The 14,860-nt window shown below is 33.2% G+C and carries 13 protein-coding genes and 1 CRISPR repeat array; of the genes, 3 read left to right on the top strand and 10 right to left on the bottom strand.

What is annotated here, in order from left to right:
* Window positions 1–45: 45 nt before the first annotated feature.
* Window positions 46–1,295: a CRISPR direct-repeat array (repeat unit 32 nt; unit sequence ATTTCAATCCACGCGCCCATGAAGGGCGCGAC).
* 145 nt (window positions 1,296–1,440) lie between these two features.
* From cas1c to AC1EJ0_RS07965, 9 genes are all read right to left on the bottom strand, one after another.
* Window positions 1,441–2,475: a type I-C CRISPR-associated endonuclease Cas1c gene (gene cas1c, locus AC1EJ0_RS08005; protein ID WP_480023914.1), complete on the bottom strand. Its 1,035-nt coding sequence runs from the start codon at window positions 2,473–2,475 to the stop codon at window positions 1,441–1,443.
* On the bottom strand, window positions 2,472–3,128 hold the full coding sequence (cas4, locus tag AC1EJ0_RS08000) for a CRISPR-associated protein Cas4 (RefSeq protein ID WP_480023915.1): 657 nt from the start codon (window positions 3,126–3,128) through the stop codon (window positions 2,472–2,474). The genes cas1c and cas4 overlap by 4 nt, the downstream gene beginning before the upstream one ends.
* A 10-nt stretch (window positions 3,129–3,138) precedes the next feature.
* Window positions 3,139–3,993 carry a type I-C CRISPR-associated protein Cas7/Csd2 gene (gene cas7c / locus AC1EJ0_RS07995; RefSeq protein WP_480023916.1) on the bottom strand — a complete coding sequence of 285 codons (855 nt, stop codon included), beginning with the start codon at window positions 3,991–3,993 and terminating at the stop codon, window positions 3,139–3,141.
* A complete protein-coding gene (gene cas8c / locus AC1EJ0_RS07990; protein WP_480023917.1) occupies window positions 3,993–5,942 on the bottom strand; it encodes a type I-C CRISPR-associated protein Cas8c/Csd1 in 1,950 nt (649 codons plus the stop codon). The genes cas7c and cas8c overlap by 1 nt, the downstream gene beginning before the upstream one ends.
* Window positions 5,943–5,946: 4 nt before the next feature.
* The gene (gene cas5c, locus AC1EJ0_RS07985; RefSeq protein ID WP_480023918.1) at window positions 5,947–6,672 is read right to left on the bottom strand and encodes a type I-C CRISPR-associated protein Cas5c; all 726 of its coding nucleotides are present in this window, start codon (window positions 6,670–6,672) and stop codon (window positions 5,947–5,949) included.
* Window positions 6,673–6,836: 164 nt separating this feature from the next.
* Window positions 6,837–9,284, bottom strand: coding sequence for a CRISPR-associated helicase Cas3' (cas3, locus tag AC1EJ0_RS07980; RefSeq protein ID WP_480023919.1), 2,448 nt, complete (start codon window positions 9,282–9,284; stop codon window positions 6,837–6,839).
* A 9-nt stretch (window positions 9,285–9,293) separates the two neighbouring features.
* Window positions 9,294–9,587, bottom strand: a complete 294-nt coding sequence (cas2, locus tag AC1EJ0_RS07975; protein WP_480023920.1) for a CRISPR-associated endonuclease Cas2 — start codon at window positions 9,585–9,587, stop codon at window positions 9,294–9,296.
* A 239-nt stretch (window positions 9,588–9,826) separates the two neighbouring features.
* Window positions 9,827–10,240: a hypothetical protein gene (locus AC1EJ0_RS07970; RefSeq protein ID WP_480023921.1), complete on the bottom strand. Its 414-nt coding sequence runs from the start codon at window positions 10,238–10,240 to the stop codon at window positions 9,827–9,829.
* Between the two features lie 20 nt (window positions 10,241–10,260).
* Window positions 10,261–10,791, bottom strand: coding sequence for an Abi family protein (locus AC1EJ0_RS07965; RefSeq protein WP_480023922.1), 531 nt, complete (start codon window positions 10,789–10,791; stop codon window positions 10,261–10,263).
* Between the two features lie 440 nt (window positions 10,792–11,231).
* Here AC1EJ0_RS07965 and AC1EJ0_RS07960 point away from each other — a divergent pair, with 440 nt between their 5' ends.
* From AC1EJ0_RS07960 to AC1EJ0_RS07950, 3 genes are all read left to right on the top strand, one after another.
* Window positions 11,232–12,590 (top strand): alanine/glycine:cation symporter family protein, encoded by a 1,359-nt coding sequence (locus AC1EJ0_RS07960; RefSeq protein ID WP_480023923.1) that lies wholly within the window; start codon window positions 11,232–11,234, stop codon window positions 12,588–12,590.
* 9 nt (window positions 12,591–12,599) lie between these two features.
* Window positions 12,600–13,928: an alanine/glycine:cation symporter family protein gene (locus AC1EJ0_RS07955; RefSeq protein ID WP_480023924.1), complete on the top strand. Its 1,329-nt coding sequence runs from the start codon at window positions 12,600–12,602 to the stop codon at window positions 13,926–13,928.
* Between the two features lie 61 nt (window positions 13,929–13,989).
* Complete coding sequence (locus tag AC1EJ0_RS07950) at window positions 13,990–14,385, top strand: hypothetical protein (RefSeq protein WP_480023925.1); 396 nt, start codon at window positions 13,990–13,992, stop codon at window positions 14,383–14,385.
* A 140-nt stretch (window positions 14,386–14,525) separates the two neighbouring features.
* Here AC1EJ0_RS07950 and AC1EJ0_RS07945 read toward each other — a convergent pair whose 3' ends face one another.
* Window positions 14,526–14,744, bottom strand: coding sequence for an antitoxin (locus tag AC1EJ0_RS07945; RefSeq protein ID WP_480023926.1), 219 nt, complete (start codon window positions 14,742–14,744; stop codon window positions 14,526–14,528).
* Window positions 14,745–14,860: the final 116 nt, after the last annotated feature.

The raw sequence follows: 14,860 nt of genomic DNA, 5'->3' as shown, positions 1-14,860 counted from the left end.
TGGGGCGCGACCAGCGGTATAGTACCATTTGATAATCTTGTATTTATTTCAATCCACGCGCCCATGAAGGGCGCGACGTTAATCTTCTTCTCATCGTGATTGCTCTCAATATTTCAATCCACGCGCCCATGAAGGGCGCGACTTGTTATTTTCTTCCTTAACTTTTTTCATGGTTGTTTTATTTCAATCCACGCGCCCATGAAGGGCGCGACAGCGTGAACACTTTCTATCCACTTCATTTACATATATTTCAATCCACGCGCCCATGAAGGGCGCGACTACTACTCTATTATCTTTTGAGCTTATGTGTCCATATTTCAATCCACGCGCCCATGAAGGGCGCGACTTGAAATACATAGTAGTTACATCATCAAGATGTAATATTTCAATCCACGCGCCCATGAAGGGCGCGACAAACATATTATTTGATGACCTTAGCAAGATAACAATTTCAATCCACGCGCCCATGAAGGGCGCGACTAAATTTTATGTTATGCCAGCCAACACAATCAAGGCTATTTCAATCCACGCGCCCATGAAGGGCGCGACGGGCAAGAACCTACCTAATGTTATAGACACAGATGATTTCAATCCACGCGCCCATGAAGGGCGCGACTACAGTCTCAATCGAGCACGAAGGATTTAGCTACAAAATTTCAATCCACGCGCCCATGAAGGGCGCGACCAAAGAAATATACAGATTTGGGATGCTATTTATAAATATTTCAATCCACGCGCCCATGAAGGGCGCGACATAGACCAAACCTGCGCAAGTATGCCAAGCAGAGATTTCAATCCACGCGCCCATGAAGGGCGCGACGTTTGTTTCGCTGTTCCGTTTTTTCAGCCACGGAAATTTCAATCCACGCGCCCATGAAGGGCGCGACATATTAAATTATAAGCTTACAAAACCGGTTACATTTATTTCAATCCACGCGCCCATGAAGGGCGCGACTAGAAGGTTAAAAAAGGGGGCGATAAAATGAATAAAATTTCAATCCACGCGCCCATGAAGGGCGCGACTGGCTGAGCAGATTTGCCAAGGGCGATGTAAATGATGAATTTCAATCCACGCGCCCATGAAGGGCGCGACTGAAAATGATAAACTTGTGCCAGCTTTAAAAGAAATTTCAATCCACGCGCCCATGAAGGGCGCGACAGAGCAAGCAAAGGCGACAGACAATGCTAAGGCCATTATTTCAATCCACGCGCCCATGAAGGGCGCGACTTCTAAAAGGCACAATGCAACAAGGCTGGTTTGGCATTTCAATCCACGCGCCCATGAAGGGCGCGACAGCTAAATGTACTAAAAATTTTTATCATTGTCATACATTTAGTGTTTATATGTGCATAAATTTTATTTTACGCACTTTTTTTGCTTATTTTTAAGCGTTTTTTCTGCGAATCCTCTAGAATTTTTATGTTCATATGAGGTTCGCACTAATTTATTATAAATGGAGGATAGGCCTCTAGGTCTCCTCTGATGGTTCTAGCCAAAAGCATTGCTTGAACATATGGTAGCAATCCGACTTCTATTTTTTCTTCTAAGAATGGATGTGTAATTGTATCTTGTAATCTTTTATTCCATATATCCAGATACTTTCTTTTTCCTTCTTCTGTAAATTCATATGAAGCATTATCTTTTGCGATAAAATCTTTCTCTTCGATTTGAAATCTGTTTATTAAGCTTAATACAAATCTATCTGCCATATATGCTCTCATCTCTTCTGATAGGTCTAGTGCTAATGATTGTCTCCCTGGTCTGTCTTTATGATAAAAACCGACATATGGATCAAGGCCTACTGTTTCAAGAGCGTTTTGCACAAGCACTCTAAGCATTCCGTATGAGAATGAAAGCATTGCATTTACAGGGTCTTTCGGTGGTCTTCTATTTCTATCTGTAAACTTAAAGTATTCTTTATTGTTTAATATTAGGTAGTCAAAATTTTTAAAGTATTCTCTTGCTGCATCTCCCTCTATGCCCAAGAGCTCTGTATAGTCTTTTGCATTAAATGCATTTATTTTGCTTTCTTTTAATTTGATTATAGATTCTTCTACTTCTTCTTTGTATATTGTATCTTTATAATCTCTTAGGTATCTGTCTAGCACTTTTATTGAATTATATAGCTTTGCTATTACAAATGATTTTGCATATGAAAGTGCTCTGTCTTGATTTTCAGATATTCTAAACTGTTCTTTTCTTAATAATACGTTTCCGTTGATTCTTCCTGAGACTCTTGCGCAAAAATACCCTTCTGGCGTTAAAAAGCTTATACCAACATTGTTTTTCATGCACATGTCTAATAGTTTTGGGCTCGCTCCAACATAATTAAAACAAACTATGTTTTCAAAATTTTGTATTGGTGATTGGAAGACTTTGCTATTTACCTCATCTTTAACTACTATATTGCTTCCATCTTTTGCTAAGTAGATGTTTTCATTTGTAATATATAATGTATTCAACAGCTTTCTCATTCTTCAATCACCATCCTATTGATATAGTTTATAACGCTTTTTTTCTTTTTTGTGAGTTTGGGCATGCAGTAATCAACTAAGGAACAGTTTTTACAGTTAATGTTTTTACTCGCTTTAGGTATCTTGTTTTGATTGTATATCTCATACATTTGTGTCACTATGTCTCTTACTTCCTGCCTTAATTCATCTGTAATATCTAGTTCTAATCTTTTGTTTGGACTTTTATAATAAAGCGCTGACTTTTTTACTTTAATATTATGCATCTCTTCTAAACACATTACTTCTGCAACTAGTTGATATATATCTGCCTTTGTCTTTTTTGCTCTGCCTTTTTTATATTCTACGACATAAGGTAACCACAGTCCATCATAGTTTTCTATATCGACTCCGTTATCATTTTTCTCATATATAACTAGGTCACAGACGCCCACTATCTTAAGTTCATCTGATTTAACACGCAGTGATCTTTCATATATTCTGTCTTTTCTTTTTTCGTAAAAATATGGGTCATCTACATTTTCATGTATAAGTTTGCCAAGTGTTGTGTCTTTATTTTCAAACCAAATTTGCTCTAGCTCTAAAAGTGCCCACTGTCTCTTACAAAACACAAAATGCTGTATTCTACTTATGCTTAAATAATCTTCTTCGTCCATGTATCTTGCTTTATATACCTGTTAAGTATTCTACTTTTAATCCTTTTTCTTCGTACTCTTTTAATTTTTCTTCATTTAATCCTATATTGTATGACTTATAATCTTGATCTTCTAGTTCTGGTACGTCATATTCAAGTAGTTCTTTAATCTTGCCGCTTGATACATTACCTATCTCACAGTCATGAACAAACCAGAATATATCTCTTACTATCATTGATCCGTCTGGTCTAGCTGATGAAGAATCATTAATGAATAGTTCTTGTAAACACTCTTTTAATACCGCTAAGTCATCATCGGTAAATTTGTTTTTCTTTGCAAAGTTTACGTTTACCGCACCATTAACTACGTAGATGGCATGGTTAACATAATGCTTTGAGCCCATTGTATCTGAGGATTTGCCGCCGCCTTCTTTTTCCATACTATTAACGCTCTTTGTAATTTGCATAGTTGTTATATCAACTGGAGTTAGTGATTTTGCGATTGATATACTAACTGGCCCTCTAATACCAACAGCCTTCTTGTCATATGTTATTACTTGGCCAAAGCTTCTAACGTCTAGCCATGTTTCACAGCATAAATTATATGCTTCTTCATCTGTGGCTTTTTTATCTACAACGCTGCTATATCTTTTTTCAAGTGAAGTAAATCCATCATCTGACTTTTCATTGCTCTTTACAAAGATATTATATCCTTTGTCTTGCATTCTGTTTCTTATCTTTCTTTTTATACAAACGTCAGAAATTTCTCCATAACCAAAAGAGTCAGTTCTTGGCATATTGCCCGCAAGTGGGTCTCCATTTGGATTTGCATTATTTACTTCAATTGTCATTATGAAGTCGACCTTTTTTTCAATTACCTTACTCATTATTTTTCCTCCTTATTACTTTCTTTATTTTTTAAACCATCGCGTTTTTCTGTGTAGTAGCCATACAAGAATTTGTAATTTAAAGCTTGGTTTGCTTCTTTATCTGATAAATTAAGTTTATTTAACTTTATAAATATATCTTCTTTTTCTCTATCTAATAATATTGCAAAGCCTGGACTTGTAGCCTTTAATTTATTCATATATGTTTTTGTCTTATCCTCTAAAACTTCTGTTATCTTTGCTGGATATTTTGTAAATGATGTCCAATACCTATCTGCATTAGTAAGTCTTATTGCTTCTTTCTTTTTTTCTCCGTCAGCATTCTTTGCTGAGTCAAAAGTAAGTCTTTCCGTCATTTCATACACGGCTAGTAGTCTACCATATAAGTAGGACCTATCTAAATTGTCTCTGTCAAGCATATCTTCGTTCTCCTCCTTTGATGTATCTCTTAAAACCGCAAGGGCTATCGACTGTAAAATATTCCATGTGTTTTTATAGTTTAATTTTTTCCTAATGTTCATATCGATTGCTTTCACTATATTTTTAGGCATTTCTTTGCCTTCTATGATTGAAATAATCATTTTTTGCAATTGATCTTTTTTAAAGCTATCGTTATCATTAACAAGTTTTTTTTCTCTTTCTGTTCCGTAAGCAGCATCTAATATTGAAAATATACTAGGCGTCTTCTTAATCAAGTTATCATTACTGTTAAATGTATAATAATAGTAAGTATTTGACCACTTTTCGAGATTTTCATAAAGCTGTGATGTCTGAAGCTCTTTAAAGTATCTAATAGACGACCTACCATCATTTACTTTTTCGACAATTAATGCACTATAGATTGAATCTTTTGGAACTTTGTCTACACCGGTAATAAAAGAATTAGCAACTTTTTCATTTTCGCTATAAACTGCTCTATAAGTATCTTTTGTATCACTTTTTGTTTCAATATTATCGATATCGAACTCATCTGCCTCGTCTACACCGGCTAAATTTGGATTCGCAGATGTAATAAAGAGCTTCTTCTCATTTTTAACATCATCTGAAAACCAGTTAACTATATATTGCTGACCACCAAGCCATTTGGATGAATTTTTATTATCCATTAAATACTTCAACATCAGATGAGCTTTTTCGGATGTTTCATAACCTATGCTAATTACATCGCTACCTTCTTTAAATCTTCCTATATACGATTGTTTAACCGAAGAAATCAATTTGGAATTACCTAAAATGCCACGGTGTTTATCAACAATATAATCTTCTTTTCCTGTTATATTGCAAACTCCATTCTTTGTCATAAACTTTCTTACATTATTAATATGAACTTGATGAAGCTTGGTATAATTTGTTACTGAATAGTCTTTATGGTTTTTGAAATCTATAATTTCAAACTCTAAATATATCTTATCTAGTTCAAGTTTCTTTCTTGTCTCTTTGTTTTTATCATTAAGAAATGTATATTCTAAGATAGAGGCTTTATCAGTCAAATTTAAAACATCAACACCTAATGCATATCTCAAAGCTTCGTATATAAAGTTTTCTTTCTTTATATAATTGTAAATAATTCTTATAAATTCTTTTATTTCTTCCTCTTTTTCATCACTAAGCCAATTCTCTAGCGCATCCATATAATCTTTATGTCTTTTTTCATTATAAGAAGCAATATATGAGCAATTATCTACTAGCATATGTGGCATAGAATTGCTTGTTCTATTGACTGAATCTAAGCTAACTGGAAAAATTATTTTATCATCTTTAGCTAAGAATGAACTCATAACAAAATTAGAATCTTTATCGATACTTATCTTTAATATATTTTCACCTGTAGATACTATTGAGTTGTGATATAAAGGAAGGATTACTGAGTCTTTGCCGTTATAATTATCAACTAAACCTGCCTCTAGAGATTTATCATATGTTTTTACAAGCGAATTAATCAGTGTCATTTAATCATCTCCCTTCTAATTTTGCATATTCTTCGTCAACTGAAAGCTCTTGCTCTGGATACTTAAAGTCATATGTTGAAAGCTCATTTTTAACTTCGCAGTCTTCTTGATCTTTAAAATTAATTATGCCATCCTTCATAATTACATTTCCAAAGTAAGAATAAAGTTTTTCTCCAGGCTTATTTGGATACTTAAAACTGTTAAACATTAAGCCAAAGGATAATGTTTGTCCTTCGTAGTAACTTATTTTGCTTTCGTATTCCTCTTTAGTAATCGCATTAACGTAGCCTTGGCACTCACTTGCTCCAATAAAGATAGATCTCCTTCCACCTCTTTCAATAGAGCGCTGCATAATTGCCTCATGTTTTTTCATGTTTCTGTCTTTTTTCAAGTCGTCTCTAAATAAATTCCATTCAAAATGGTACTTAATTAAATACTCTGGATTGACTAAGTATGTTATGTTGCTTCTGTCTTGCTTGTAATCATCTTTCGGCACTCTAACTCCCATAGTATGAGTCCTTATTGGATTAATTACTTTTACTTCGTCTACGACATTTTTTAAAACAGGTTTAAAGTAGCATGCATCAAGTATACCTAAGACAGCTTGCTTAGTTATAACTGGATATGTTGCTTTTTCTCCGCCGCCCTTTGTTTCAGGTGATGTTATTAAACCATAATCTCCTGTCAATCTAATGTAAAAATATTTAGATTTTTCATTTGGACCATCCATATTATTACCTCCTTCTTTTTATTCTTCACTTATTATTATATTATTCAAATTTACTTTGTCAAGTTCTTTTTTAAAATATTTTTAATTTAAATAAATTATATGACTATCTTTGTGGTATAATATGTTTATCGTAGTATTAACTACGCGGATTGAAAAACTTACTATTACATTATAATAAAGGGCATTAGCTCTTTATTTTTTTCTTGATCAATGTTAAAACCATTAGCACTGTAATATTCTTTTTTAAGTAAAAGTATATCTCCATCCATATAAGAATAAACAAAATCATTGAGCTTATCATTTTCATATACATTTATAGTGTAACTTTGCATTTCTCTCAATAGGCTTTTTATCTTTGATAAATTATAAATTATATTATCTTCATTTTCTAAAAGTTTTTTTAGTGTATCATATTTTTTCTCATTTGATTTGCCTGTCTTAGGGTTTTTGTAGCATACTATCATTGCCTTTGTATCATTTTTAATTAAATTAATATTATCAGCAGCCGTTTTGAAGCTTTGCCTTATAACTGGAAATTCTTTTGTTTTTATACTAATACTATCAAGATTATCACTTAACAAATCAAAAGCACTTGGCATATCTTTTCCAAGAGGATATGTCATTAAGCTTTCGTACTTTGTGTAATAACGTGCAAAGAATTCATCATTTAGTTCATCTATATCAATTTCTCCAGATTTATTATTGAGTATAATCTCGGTGATGTCTTTTTTATATCCAATCGATTCCAAGTAATTAAGATTTTCTTCAAAACCCACGTTGACTAAATTAACTATACCTTCTTTCTGTAAGCCATATCTATTGCATCTTCCAATTGCTTGTATAATGGAGTCAATGCCTGCATAAGACCTAATAAGTCTCTTAAAATCAACATTAACTCCCGCCTCTATAAGCTGTGTAGCTACTAGCTTCACAGCAGTTCCTTCTGAAAGTTTTAATTTTATTTCATCAAGTATATCTTTTCTATGCTCTGGGCAAAAATCTGTATTTAATAAATATATGTCCTCTGCATTTCCTGTATCTTCGATTAGCATTTCGTATAATTTTCTTGCTGCTTTTTTCGTATTTAATATTGTAAGAAATGAATCATTCTTATATGATAATATTTCTAATTTAATATCTTTTAAACTACTTTTTTTACCTTCATTAAAATTATATACCTTAGTTCTTTTAAAAGGTTTTGCTTGATTCTGACTAAGTTTTACAAGATTGGCTTTATCTGCATAGTTAATTCTATATTTTATGTTGTTTTCATCATATTTAGGTTGAGTAGCTGTTGATAAAACTATGTTAGCCTTCATTACAGATGATATAAAATTCATCGCAAGATTAAATAAATAAGTCATCTCTATAGGAAGAGACTGAACCTCATCAAGAATAATTACAGAATTAATTAACGAAGAGAATCTCCTTATATTTGCAGACTTGCCTTTAAATAAAGTGTTTACGAATTGTACTAAAGTTGTCAAAACTACAGGCGCATCAAAACTCTGTATTAAGTATTCTCTACACATCTTATCTTTACTCTCATCAGTGCTCTCATTGTTAGCATTGTTAAATGATGATTGATCAAGTATATTTGAGTGGTATTCTAGTATACTTTTATCTTTTAGTACCTCCTTGACCTCATTTGCATTTTGTTCTAAGACGGATAAAAATGCAGTTATGTAGAAAAATCTCTTTTTCGATTTATACTTCATTTGATTTGTAGCATATAGCATACTTAATAAAGTTTTTCCAGCTCCTGTCGCAAGATCAAGCTTATATATACCGCTTTCATCCACGCGTCCCCTATCATCAATAACAAGCTTCAACTCGTTTTTTACTCTATCTAAATCATTTTTCGGCTCAGGAAAACTAGAATATTTTTCTTTTAAATTTTTGCTATATAATACAGCCTTTTTATGAGCATCATAAGTAACGTTGTCATCTATGATTAAATCATATGCATTTACAGTATCAACAATGTCTGCATTTTTTAGAATCGATAAGAAAAGTCTCATATATAAATATAAATAATAGTAATTAGCTTTATTATCAATATATTTTAATCTATCTTTAGAAGTCTTATATTCAAAATATCCTTCCATAAATATATCTAATAAATCTATATTTAGTTTTTCTTCGAGCTCTTCAATATAAGGTACTACTTCATTTTTGAAACAACTCTTTTCATCTTCATCAAATCTAAGCCTATCTTTTAATCTGTTAGATAAATTATTATCAATATCATAATAAGGAACGTCATAAATACCGTGATGAGCGCTTATAACGTATACCATGATATAAAAGTACTCTTGCAGTATATTTATATCGACTGAGCTTTTCTTAGCGCATTTATTATATAATGATAATAAATACATTGCTCCTGCTGATGAGTGATTTACTCTCTCATCTGTGTTATTTATTATTTTGTGCTGAAACGCTTTACTAGCTTTGCCGGCATCATGAAGTATACCTAAAAGGTACGATGTATTTTCAAAATCTATCTCACTCGCTAAAGATTTAGCTTTATCAGCTGTATTTTTTAAATGAGTTATAAGCTCTTGCTTTTTAATTTTACCTTCAGCATGGTCAATATGCGCGTATTTCATTGCTTCCTCCTAAAATATAAAAGTATCTTCTTCTGGGTTAAAGCTTGTACTTCTGCCCATCATTTCTACTTTTGTTTTCCATTTACTTCCAAGATGATAAAATCTTATGCTGTCTTTTTCTTCATCTATCTCTTTCTTTAATTTATACTTAAGTTCTTCAAACTCTGCAGGTGTCACTATACACTCAAAAACAGAATTTTGCACTCTTTGTCCATAGTCTTTACATACATTAGCTACTCTTCTTAATCTCGTTCTTCCTTCACTATCCATAGTCTCAACATCATATGTCGCAAGTATCAACATAAAATCACCTCTATATATTAATGCAAATATTATATCTTTAATAATATTATACCACATTAATACGCATCTAGCACATTAAAGCTGTTTATACAAAGACTATTAGCTATAGATAAAAACATAAGCTTCTCTTAATCAAGAGTAAGGATTAATTCTCTTATGCTTTCAGCAATATAAAAGGCTATAATATAGAAAATAACTATATTATAGCCTTTATTTTTTATTTAATTGATATAAATTATTTATATGCTAGGCAGAATTTTCTCTATTTTTATATCTGTGAAATCGTTTGGAATGCCTAATGCAAGTAAAAATTGTTTATAGTTTTGTGCTTGTACCGATTTATAGAAGTTTAATATTTGAACTACCTGCTCTCTAAGTAAAAGATAATTGTTTTTATCTAGATAATATATGCTTGCTATAAATGCAAAAGCGTTTGTACGGCATATATTATTTTTGTGTGCTGCTTTGTCTATATTGAAAGGCATGTAAAATGCCTCACTATATGGCAAGAAACTATTTGATGCTTTTATTTCAAAATTATATGTTCGATTAGCGTGTGCGGTTCTATTCCTAAATTGTAATATTAATAGTATTATATCAGAAAAAACTTGTTTACTTAAATTATCTATACAATCTGGACTTACTTTTAACATGCTTGAAATGACTTTCGTCTTTATGTCTCCTTTACACAATTTATATAAATAGTAAACGTTGCTCTTGTAAATAATATCCAAGGTGGTACGTTATTATATTTTTTCCTATAATGGGTTATTGGTTCTATGTTTTCGGATATTAAATTTTTGAATATATCTATAGTTTTATCAATTTGCCATACGTTTTTTTCAATATTTCTTCCTGTTATATAGTTTTTTGTATTTAAATATTCCTCTTCTTTTTCTCCAAATTTTTCTGATAAAAAGTAAGCTAAATTAGTCTTAAACATCCTTTCTATATCTAGTGATGATGAAAAAAATGCTTTGCTAAGAAGTTTATCTACTTGAAACAATGTGTCAAGATCATAAAATCTTGTTCCTGATATAAATTTATTATCATCTTCCAAAAAGAAATCTTTATAACCATTGATTACATTATAGTAACCGTTTCTCATTAAAGAATCTTTTGCTTTGTCATGGTCTACTATCATTCCTCTAGACTCAAGAATATTAATTTGTTCATCAATTGTTTTAAAAGGTTTGCTATTCATATTAACTCCTATAAAATAAAAAAGCTCCACCATAAAATGACAGAGCTCCTTTATAAGCGAAAACCTCGCTTGCTTTCCTTGTACATAAATTATACCCCATTTTATGATATATTGTCAAGTTTTTTATATATTCTTTTATATTTTATAAAATATTTTACTTCTTATTATTTAATTTAAAACTTAGCTCTTAGTTCAACTGCTTTTCTTATGACTTGAACGCATAAATTAACTATAGCACATACTGAAATGAATTGCAATGTATTCTTTTTGCAACATCCCCCATCCATTCCCCAAAATTATTTCGTTTGACTAAGTAATTTTTTTATTATATAATATTAATTAATACTTACTCATCTATATATAAGTAAAGTTTATACTTATGAATTGAGTGATTTATAAATTGATATTTTTTACTTAGAAGGAAGCAGATTGGAGGTATCATGGATTTTATTATTCATATTAAAGACTTCTTGTGGGACTATGTAATCATTTTCCTGCTTGTCTTTGCGGGATTATTTTTTACGATTAAATTAAAATTTCCGCAATTCACTAAGCTTGGTCTTGCTGTGAAGTCTACTTTAGGAAATGTTTTTAAAAAGGATGCTGGGCCTAAGAAGGAGGGCGAGGTTAGCTCGTTTCAAGCGCTTGCAACGGCTGTTGCAGCTCAGCTTGGTACTGGATCGGTTGGCGGTGTGGCTTCGGCTATCATGGCTGGTGGACCGGGTGCTGTATTTTGGATGTGGATCTCGGGTCTACTTGGCATGTCGACAATCTTTGCTGAGGCGATTTTGGCTCAAGTCTTCAGACAAAAGAAGGACGGCGAAGTTTATGGTGGTCCCGCGTACTACATAAGTCAAGGCGTGAAGAACAAGCGCTTTGCGAAGGTCTTGTCTATAGTTTTTGCTATATTTTTAATTCTAGCTCTAGGTTTTGCGGGCAACATGGTCCAATCGAACTCTATCGCTCTATCGATGCAAGAGGGCTTCGGCATCAAACCTGCTTACACTGGCATTATCCTTGCGGTTCTTGTCAGTATGATAGTTATGGGTGGTGTGCAAAGAATTTCTAAGATCGCTGAGATGATAGTGCCTGTCATGGCTGCTGTCTTTATCTTATCTGGTCTTGTTATTCTTGTTATGTTTAGACAAAATATCATCCCTGTATTTAAACTAATATTTAAAAGTGCTTTTAGTACCTCGGCTGTATTTGGCGGCGCTGTTGGGATCAGTGTTCAGCATGCGATCAAGATGGGTCTTGCGCGCGGGCTATTCGCGAATGAAGCTGGGATGGGCTCTACGCCTCATGCTCACGCTGTAGCAACTGTTGATAAACCAGCGGACCAAGGTCTATCTGCCATCTTCGGTGTTTTAACTGGTATCATCATATGTACTGTAACTGCTATGATTATCTTGTTAACTAACGCTCATATATATTCTTTTGAAAATGGTCTTGACTCGGTTGCTGTTACGCAAAAGGGTTTCGAGATTGCTTTTGGCAAGCCGGGCGTAATATTCTTAGCGATAAGTCTCTTCTTCTTCGCTTTTTCAACCATTGTCGGTTGGTACTACTTTGGTGAGTCGAACATTGTTTACTTGTTTGGGCAAAAGGCTGTTTTGGTTTATAGACTTCTTGTCGTAATCGCTGTAATCGTAGGTACTGTCGTATCTGTTGACTTCGTTTGGGTGCTTTCAGACACGTTTAACGCACTCATGGTTATACCGAATGTTATAGGTCTAGTTTTACTATCGAATATAGTTTCGAAGGAAGCTCGCAGCTTGAACGAGCCAAAGCTTAAGTAAGGAGGAAATATGGATACAATATTATTGATCAAAGATTTTATATGGGACTATTTATTAGTTTTCTTACTTGTCTTTGCTGGTCTTTACTTAACTGTAAAGCTTGGCTTTATTCAATTTACTAAGCTTGGACAAGGTTTTAAAGAGCTTAAGAAGTCTAAAAGAGATGCTGCGAGTGGCCTAGTAACACCTCTTGAAGCGTTCTACACTTCGCTTGCCGCACAAATAGGTACTGGTAACATCGCAGGTGTTGCTGCTGCCATCATGCTTGGCGGCTCTGGAAGTATATTTTGGATGTGGGTTTCGGGCTTTTTAGGTATGGCAATCATTTATTCGGAAACAGTTTTAGCTATTCTATATAGAGAGAAAAAAGGTGACGACTACTTCGGCGGACCTGCCTACTATTTATCAAGAGGCATCAAGAACAAGGCTCTCGGCAAATTTTTAGCAGCTGTCTTTGCCATATTCATCATCATTGCACTAGCCTTCGCTGGCAACATGGTTCAATCAAACTCGGTTGCGAGCGTTATTGAAAGCTCATTTAATATCGCGCCTGTATATACTGGTGCCTTCATCGCAGTACTTTTGTCATTTATAATTATAGGTGGAGCAAAATCCATCGCAAAGGTAGCGACTAAAGTCGTTCCATTCATGATAGCGATGTTCCTGATTCATGGTCTAGTAATTTTACTAAAGTACTCGGCAAATATTGGACCGGTATTTAAAAGTATATTCGCAAATGCATTCACATGGAAGGCGGCGGCTGGCGGTGCTGTCGGTTTCAGCATCAAAGAGGCTCTTAAGCATGGTATGGCGCGCGGACTATTCTCAAATGAAGCGGGCATGGGCTCAACTCCTCATGCAAATGCCATCGCTGACGTGGATCACGCGTCTAAGCAAGGCTACATCTCGATGATAACTGTTATAATCGACACTTTCGTCGTATGCACTGTATCGGCGCTAATCATCTTAGTGACTGGCGCAAATGAGATTGAGGGAGCGCACTTCGCAGGCGTTTTGCAAAACGGCTTTGACATCGCTCTAGGCGGATCGGGCTCGGTCTTCTACGCGATATCGGTCTTCTTCTTCGGCTTCACAACTATACTTGGCTGGTACTACTACGGCGAATCGAACGTTATGTACCTATTCGGTGAGGACGCAATCAACTACTACAAAATCTTCGCCATCATCGCTGTGGTTGGAGGAACTATAGTAAGTGTCGACGCTATATACAATGTAAGTGACCTTTTGAATGGTCTTATGGTTATACCGAACATAATTGGTATCTTGATCTTAAGTACTGTGGTTAAGAAGAATAAAAACGAAATTAATAAATTGTAACACTTTCTTTACATTTAATTAATAATTATATGATATAATAAATTCATAGGAGTGATGCTATATGAATAAAAGTTCAAAGAGCAAAATTTTCATAATTCTATCTTTAATTGTTTTAGTTTTGCTAGCATTTTACTTAATGAATTCTAAACATGAAGAACTTATTACACTTACAATCAAAAATGAAAGTACAGAAAAAGTAAATGATTTAAATTTATTTTTATCAAATGAAGAGACATTTTATGAAGTTAGTTTAGAAGCTAATGAAAAGAAAACTATAAAGATAAGCTATAATGATACATTTCATGAGGGAAGTTTAATGATGAAATACAATGACTTTGATGGCAACGAACATGAGGAAACAATTATTGGATATGTAGAAAAGGGTCAAAGTATTAAGACTACGCTTATAATTAAAGCCGTTGATGCTCAAGGCGTCATTGAATTTGAAGTAAAGTAAATAAAGCAATAAAAAAGTTTTAGCCTCGGGTCAATTGATCTAAGGCTAAAACTTTTTTTATTGCAAATGTATTATATATATATTTCTTTTATAAATCATACAAAAAAGAAGTAGAGTCCCCTACTTCTTTTTTGTATGATTTACTTCCAAGTCATTTTTAAGCTTTTATTATTTGTGACACAATCTTCAAGATATAAATTGATTAAAGTTTGATATGGTATGCCCGTACTTTTCGCTTGGTCTTTAAAATAACTTATAACTGTTTCATTTAGATTGATCGTTATTTGTTTTTTTGCAATTTGTTCAGCATAAATGTTTTCTCTTGGATTTAATTTTTTTATATCGTATTCTTCTCTCATTCTATACCTCCTAAATACCATTGATATATATCATTCGTTCATTCTTTGTAGCTTTTCTTGCGGATATAATTATATTATAATTGTTTTATATTTATTTATCAAGCCCACCACCATAA

The sequence above is a fragment of the Fenollaria sp. C0166D3 genome (assembly GCF_056590255.1).
Note: the sequence above shows the minus strand (reverse complement) of the source record. Positions and strands in the feature narration are given on the sequence as shown.

Bases quoted from the DNA above. Each gene is read 5' to 3' on its own strand.
- AC1EJ0_RS07945 (WP_480023926.1), bottom strand. From the start codon at position 14,744: ATGAGAGAAGAATACGATATAAAAAAATTAAATCCAAGAGAAAACATT.
- cas3 (WP_480023919.1), bottom strand. From the start codon at position 9,284: ATGAAATACGCGCATATTGACCATGCTGAAGGTAAAATTAAAAAGCAA.
- cas7c (WP_480023916.1), bottom strand. From the start codon at position 3,993: ATGAGTAAGGTAATTGAAAAAAAGGTCGACTTCATAATGACAATTGAA.
- cas8c (WP_480023917.1), bottom strand. From the start codon at position 5,942: ATGACACTGATTAATTCGCTTGTAAAAACATATGATAAATCTCTAGAG.
- AC1EJ0_RS07955 (WP_480023924.1), top strand. From the start codon at position 12,600: ATGGATACAATATTATTGATCAAAGATTTTATATGGGACTATTTATTA.
- cas5c (WP_480023918.1), bottom strand. From the start codon at position 6,672: ATGGATGGTCCAAATGAAAAATCTAAATATTTTTACATTAGATTGACA.
- AC1EJ0_RS07960 (WP_480023923.1), top strand. From the start codon at position 11,232: ATGGATTTTATTATTCATATTAAAGACTTCTTGTGGGACTATGTAATC.
- cas4 (WP_480023915.1), bottom strand. From the start codon at position 3,128: ATGGACGAAGAAGATTATTTAAGCATAAGTAGAATACAGCATTTTGTG.
- AC1EJ0_RS07970 (WP_480023921.1), bottom strand. From the start codon at position 10,240: ATGTTAAAAGTAAGTCCAGATTGTATAGATAATTTAAGTAAACAAGTT.
- cas1c (WP_480023914.1), bottom strand. From the start codon at position 2,475: ATGAGAAAGCTGTTGAATACATTATATATTACAAATGAAAACATCTAC.
- AC1EJ0_RS07965 (WP_480023922.1), bottom strand. From the start codon at position 10,791: ATGAATAGCAAACCTTTTAAAACAATTGATGAACAAATTAATATTCTT.
- cas2 (WP_480023920.1), bottom strand. From the start codon at position 9,587: ATGTTGATACTTGCGACATATGATGTTGAGACTATGGATAGTGAAGGA.
- AC1EJ0_RS07950 (WP_480023925.1), top strand. From the start codon at position 13,990: ATGAATAAAAGTTCAAAGAGCAAAATTTTCATAATTCTATCTTTAATT.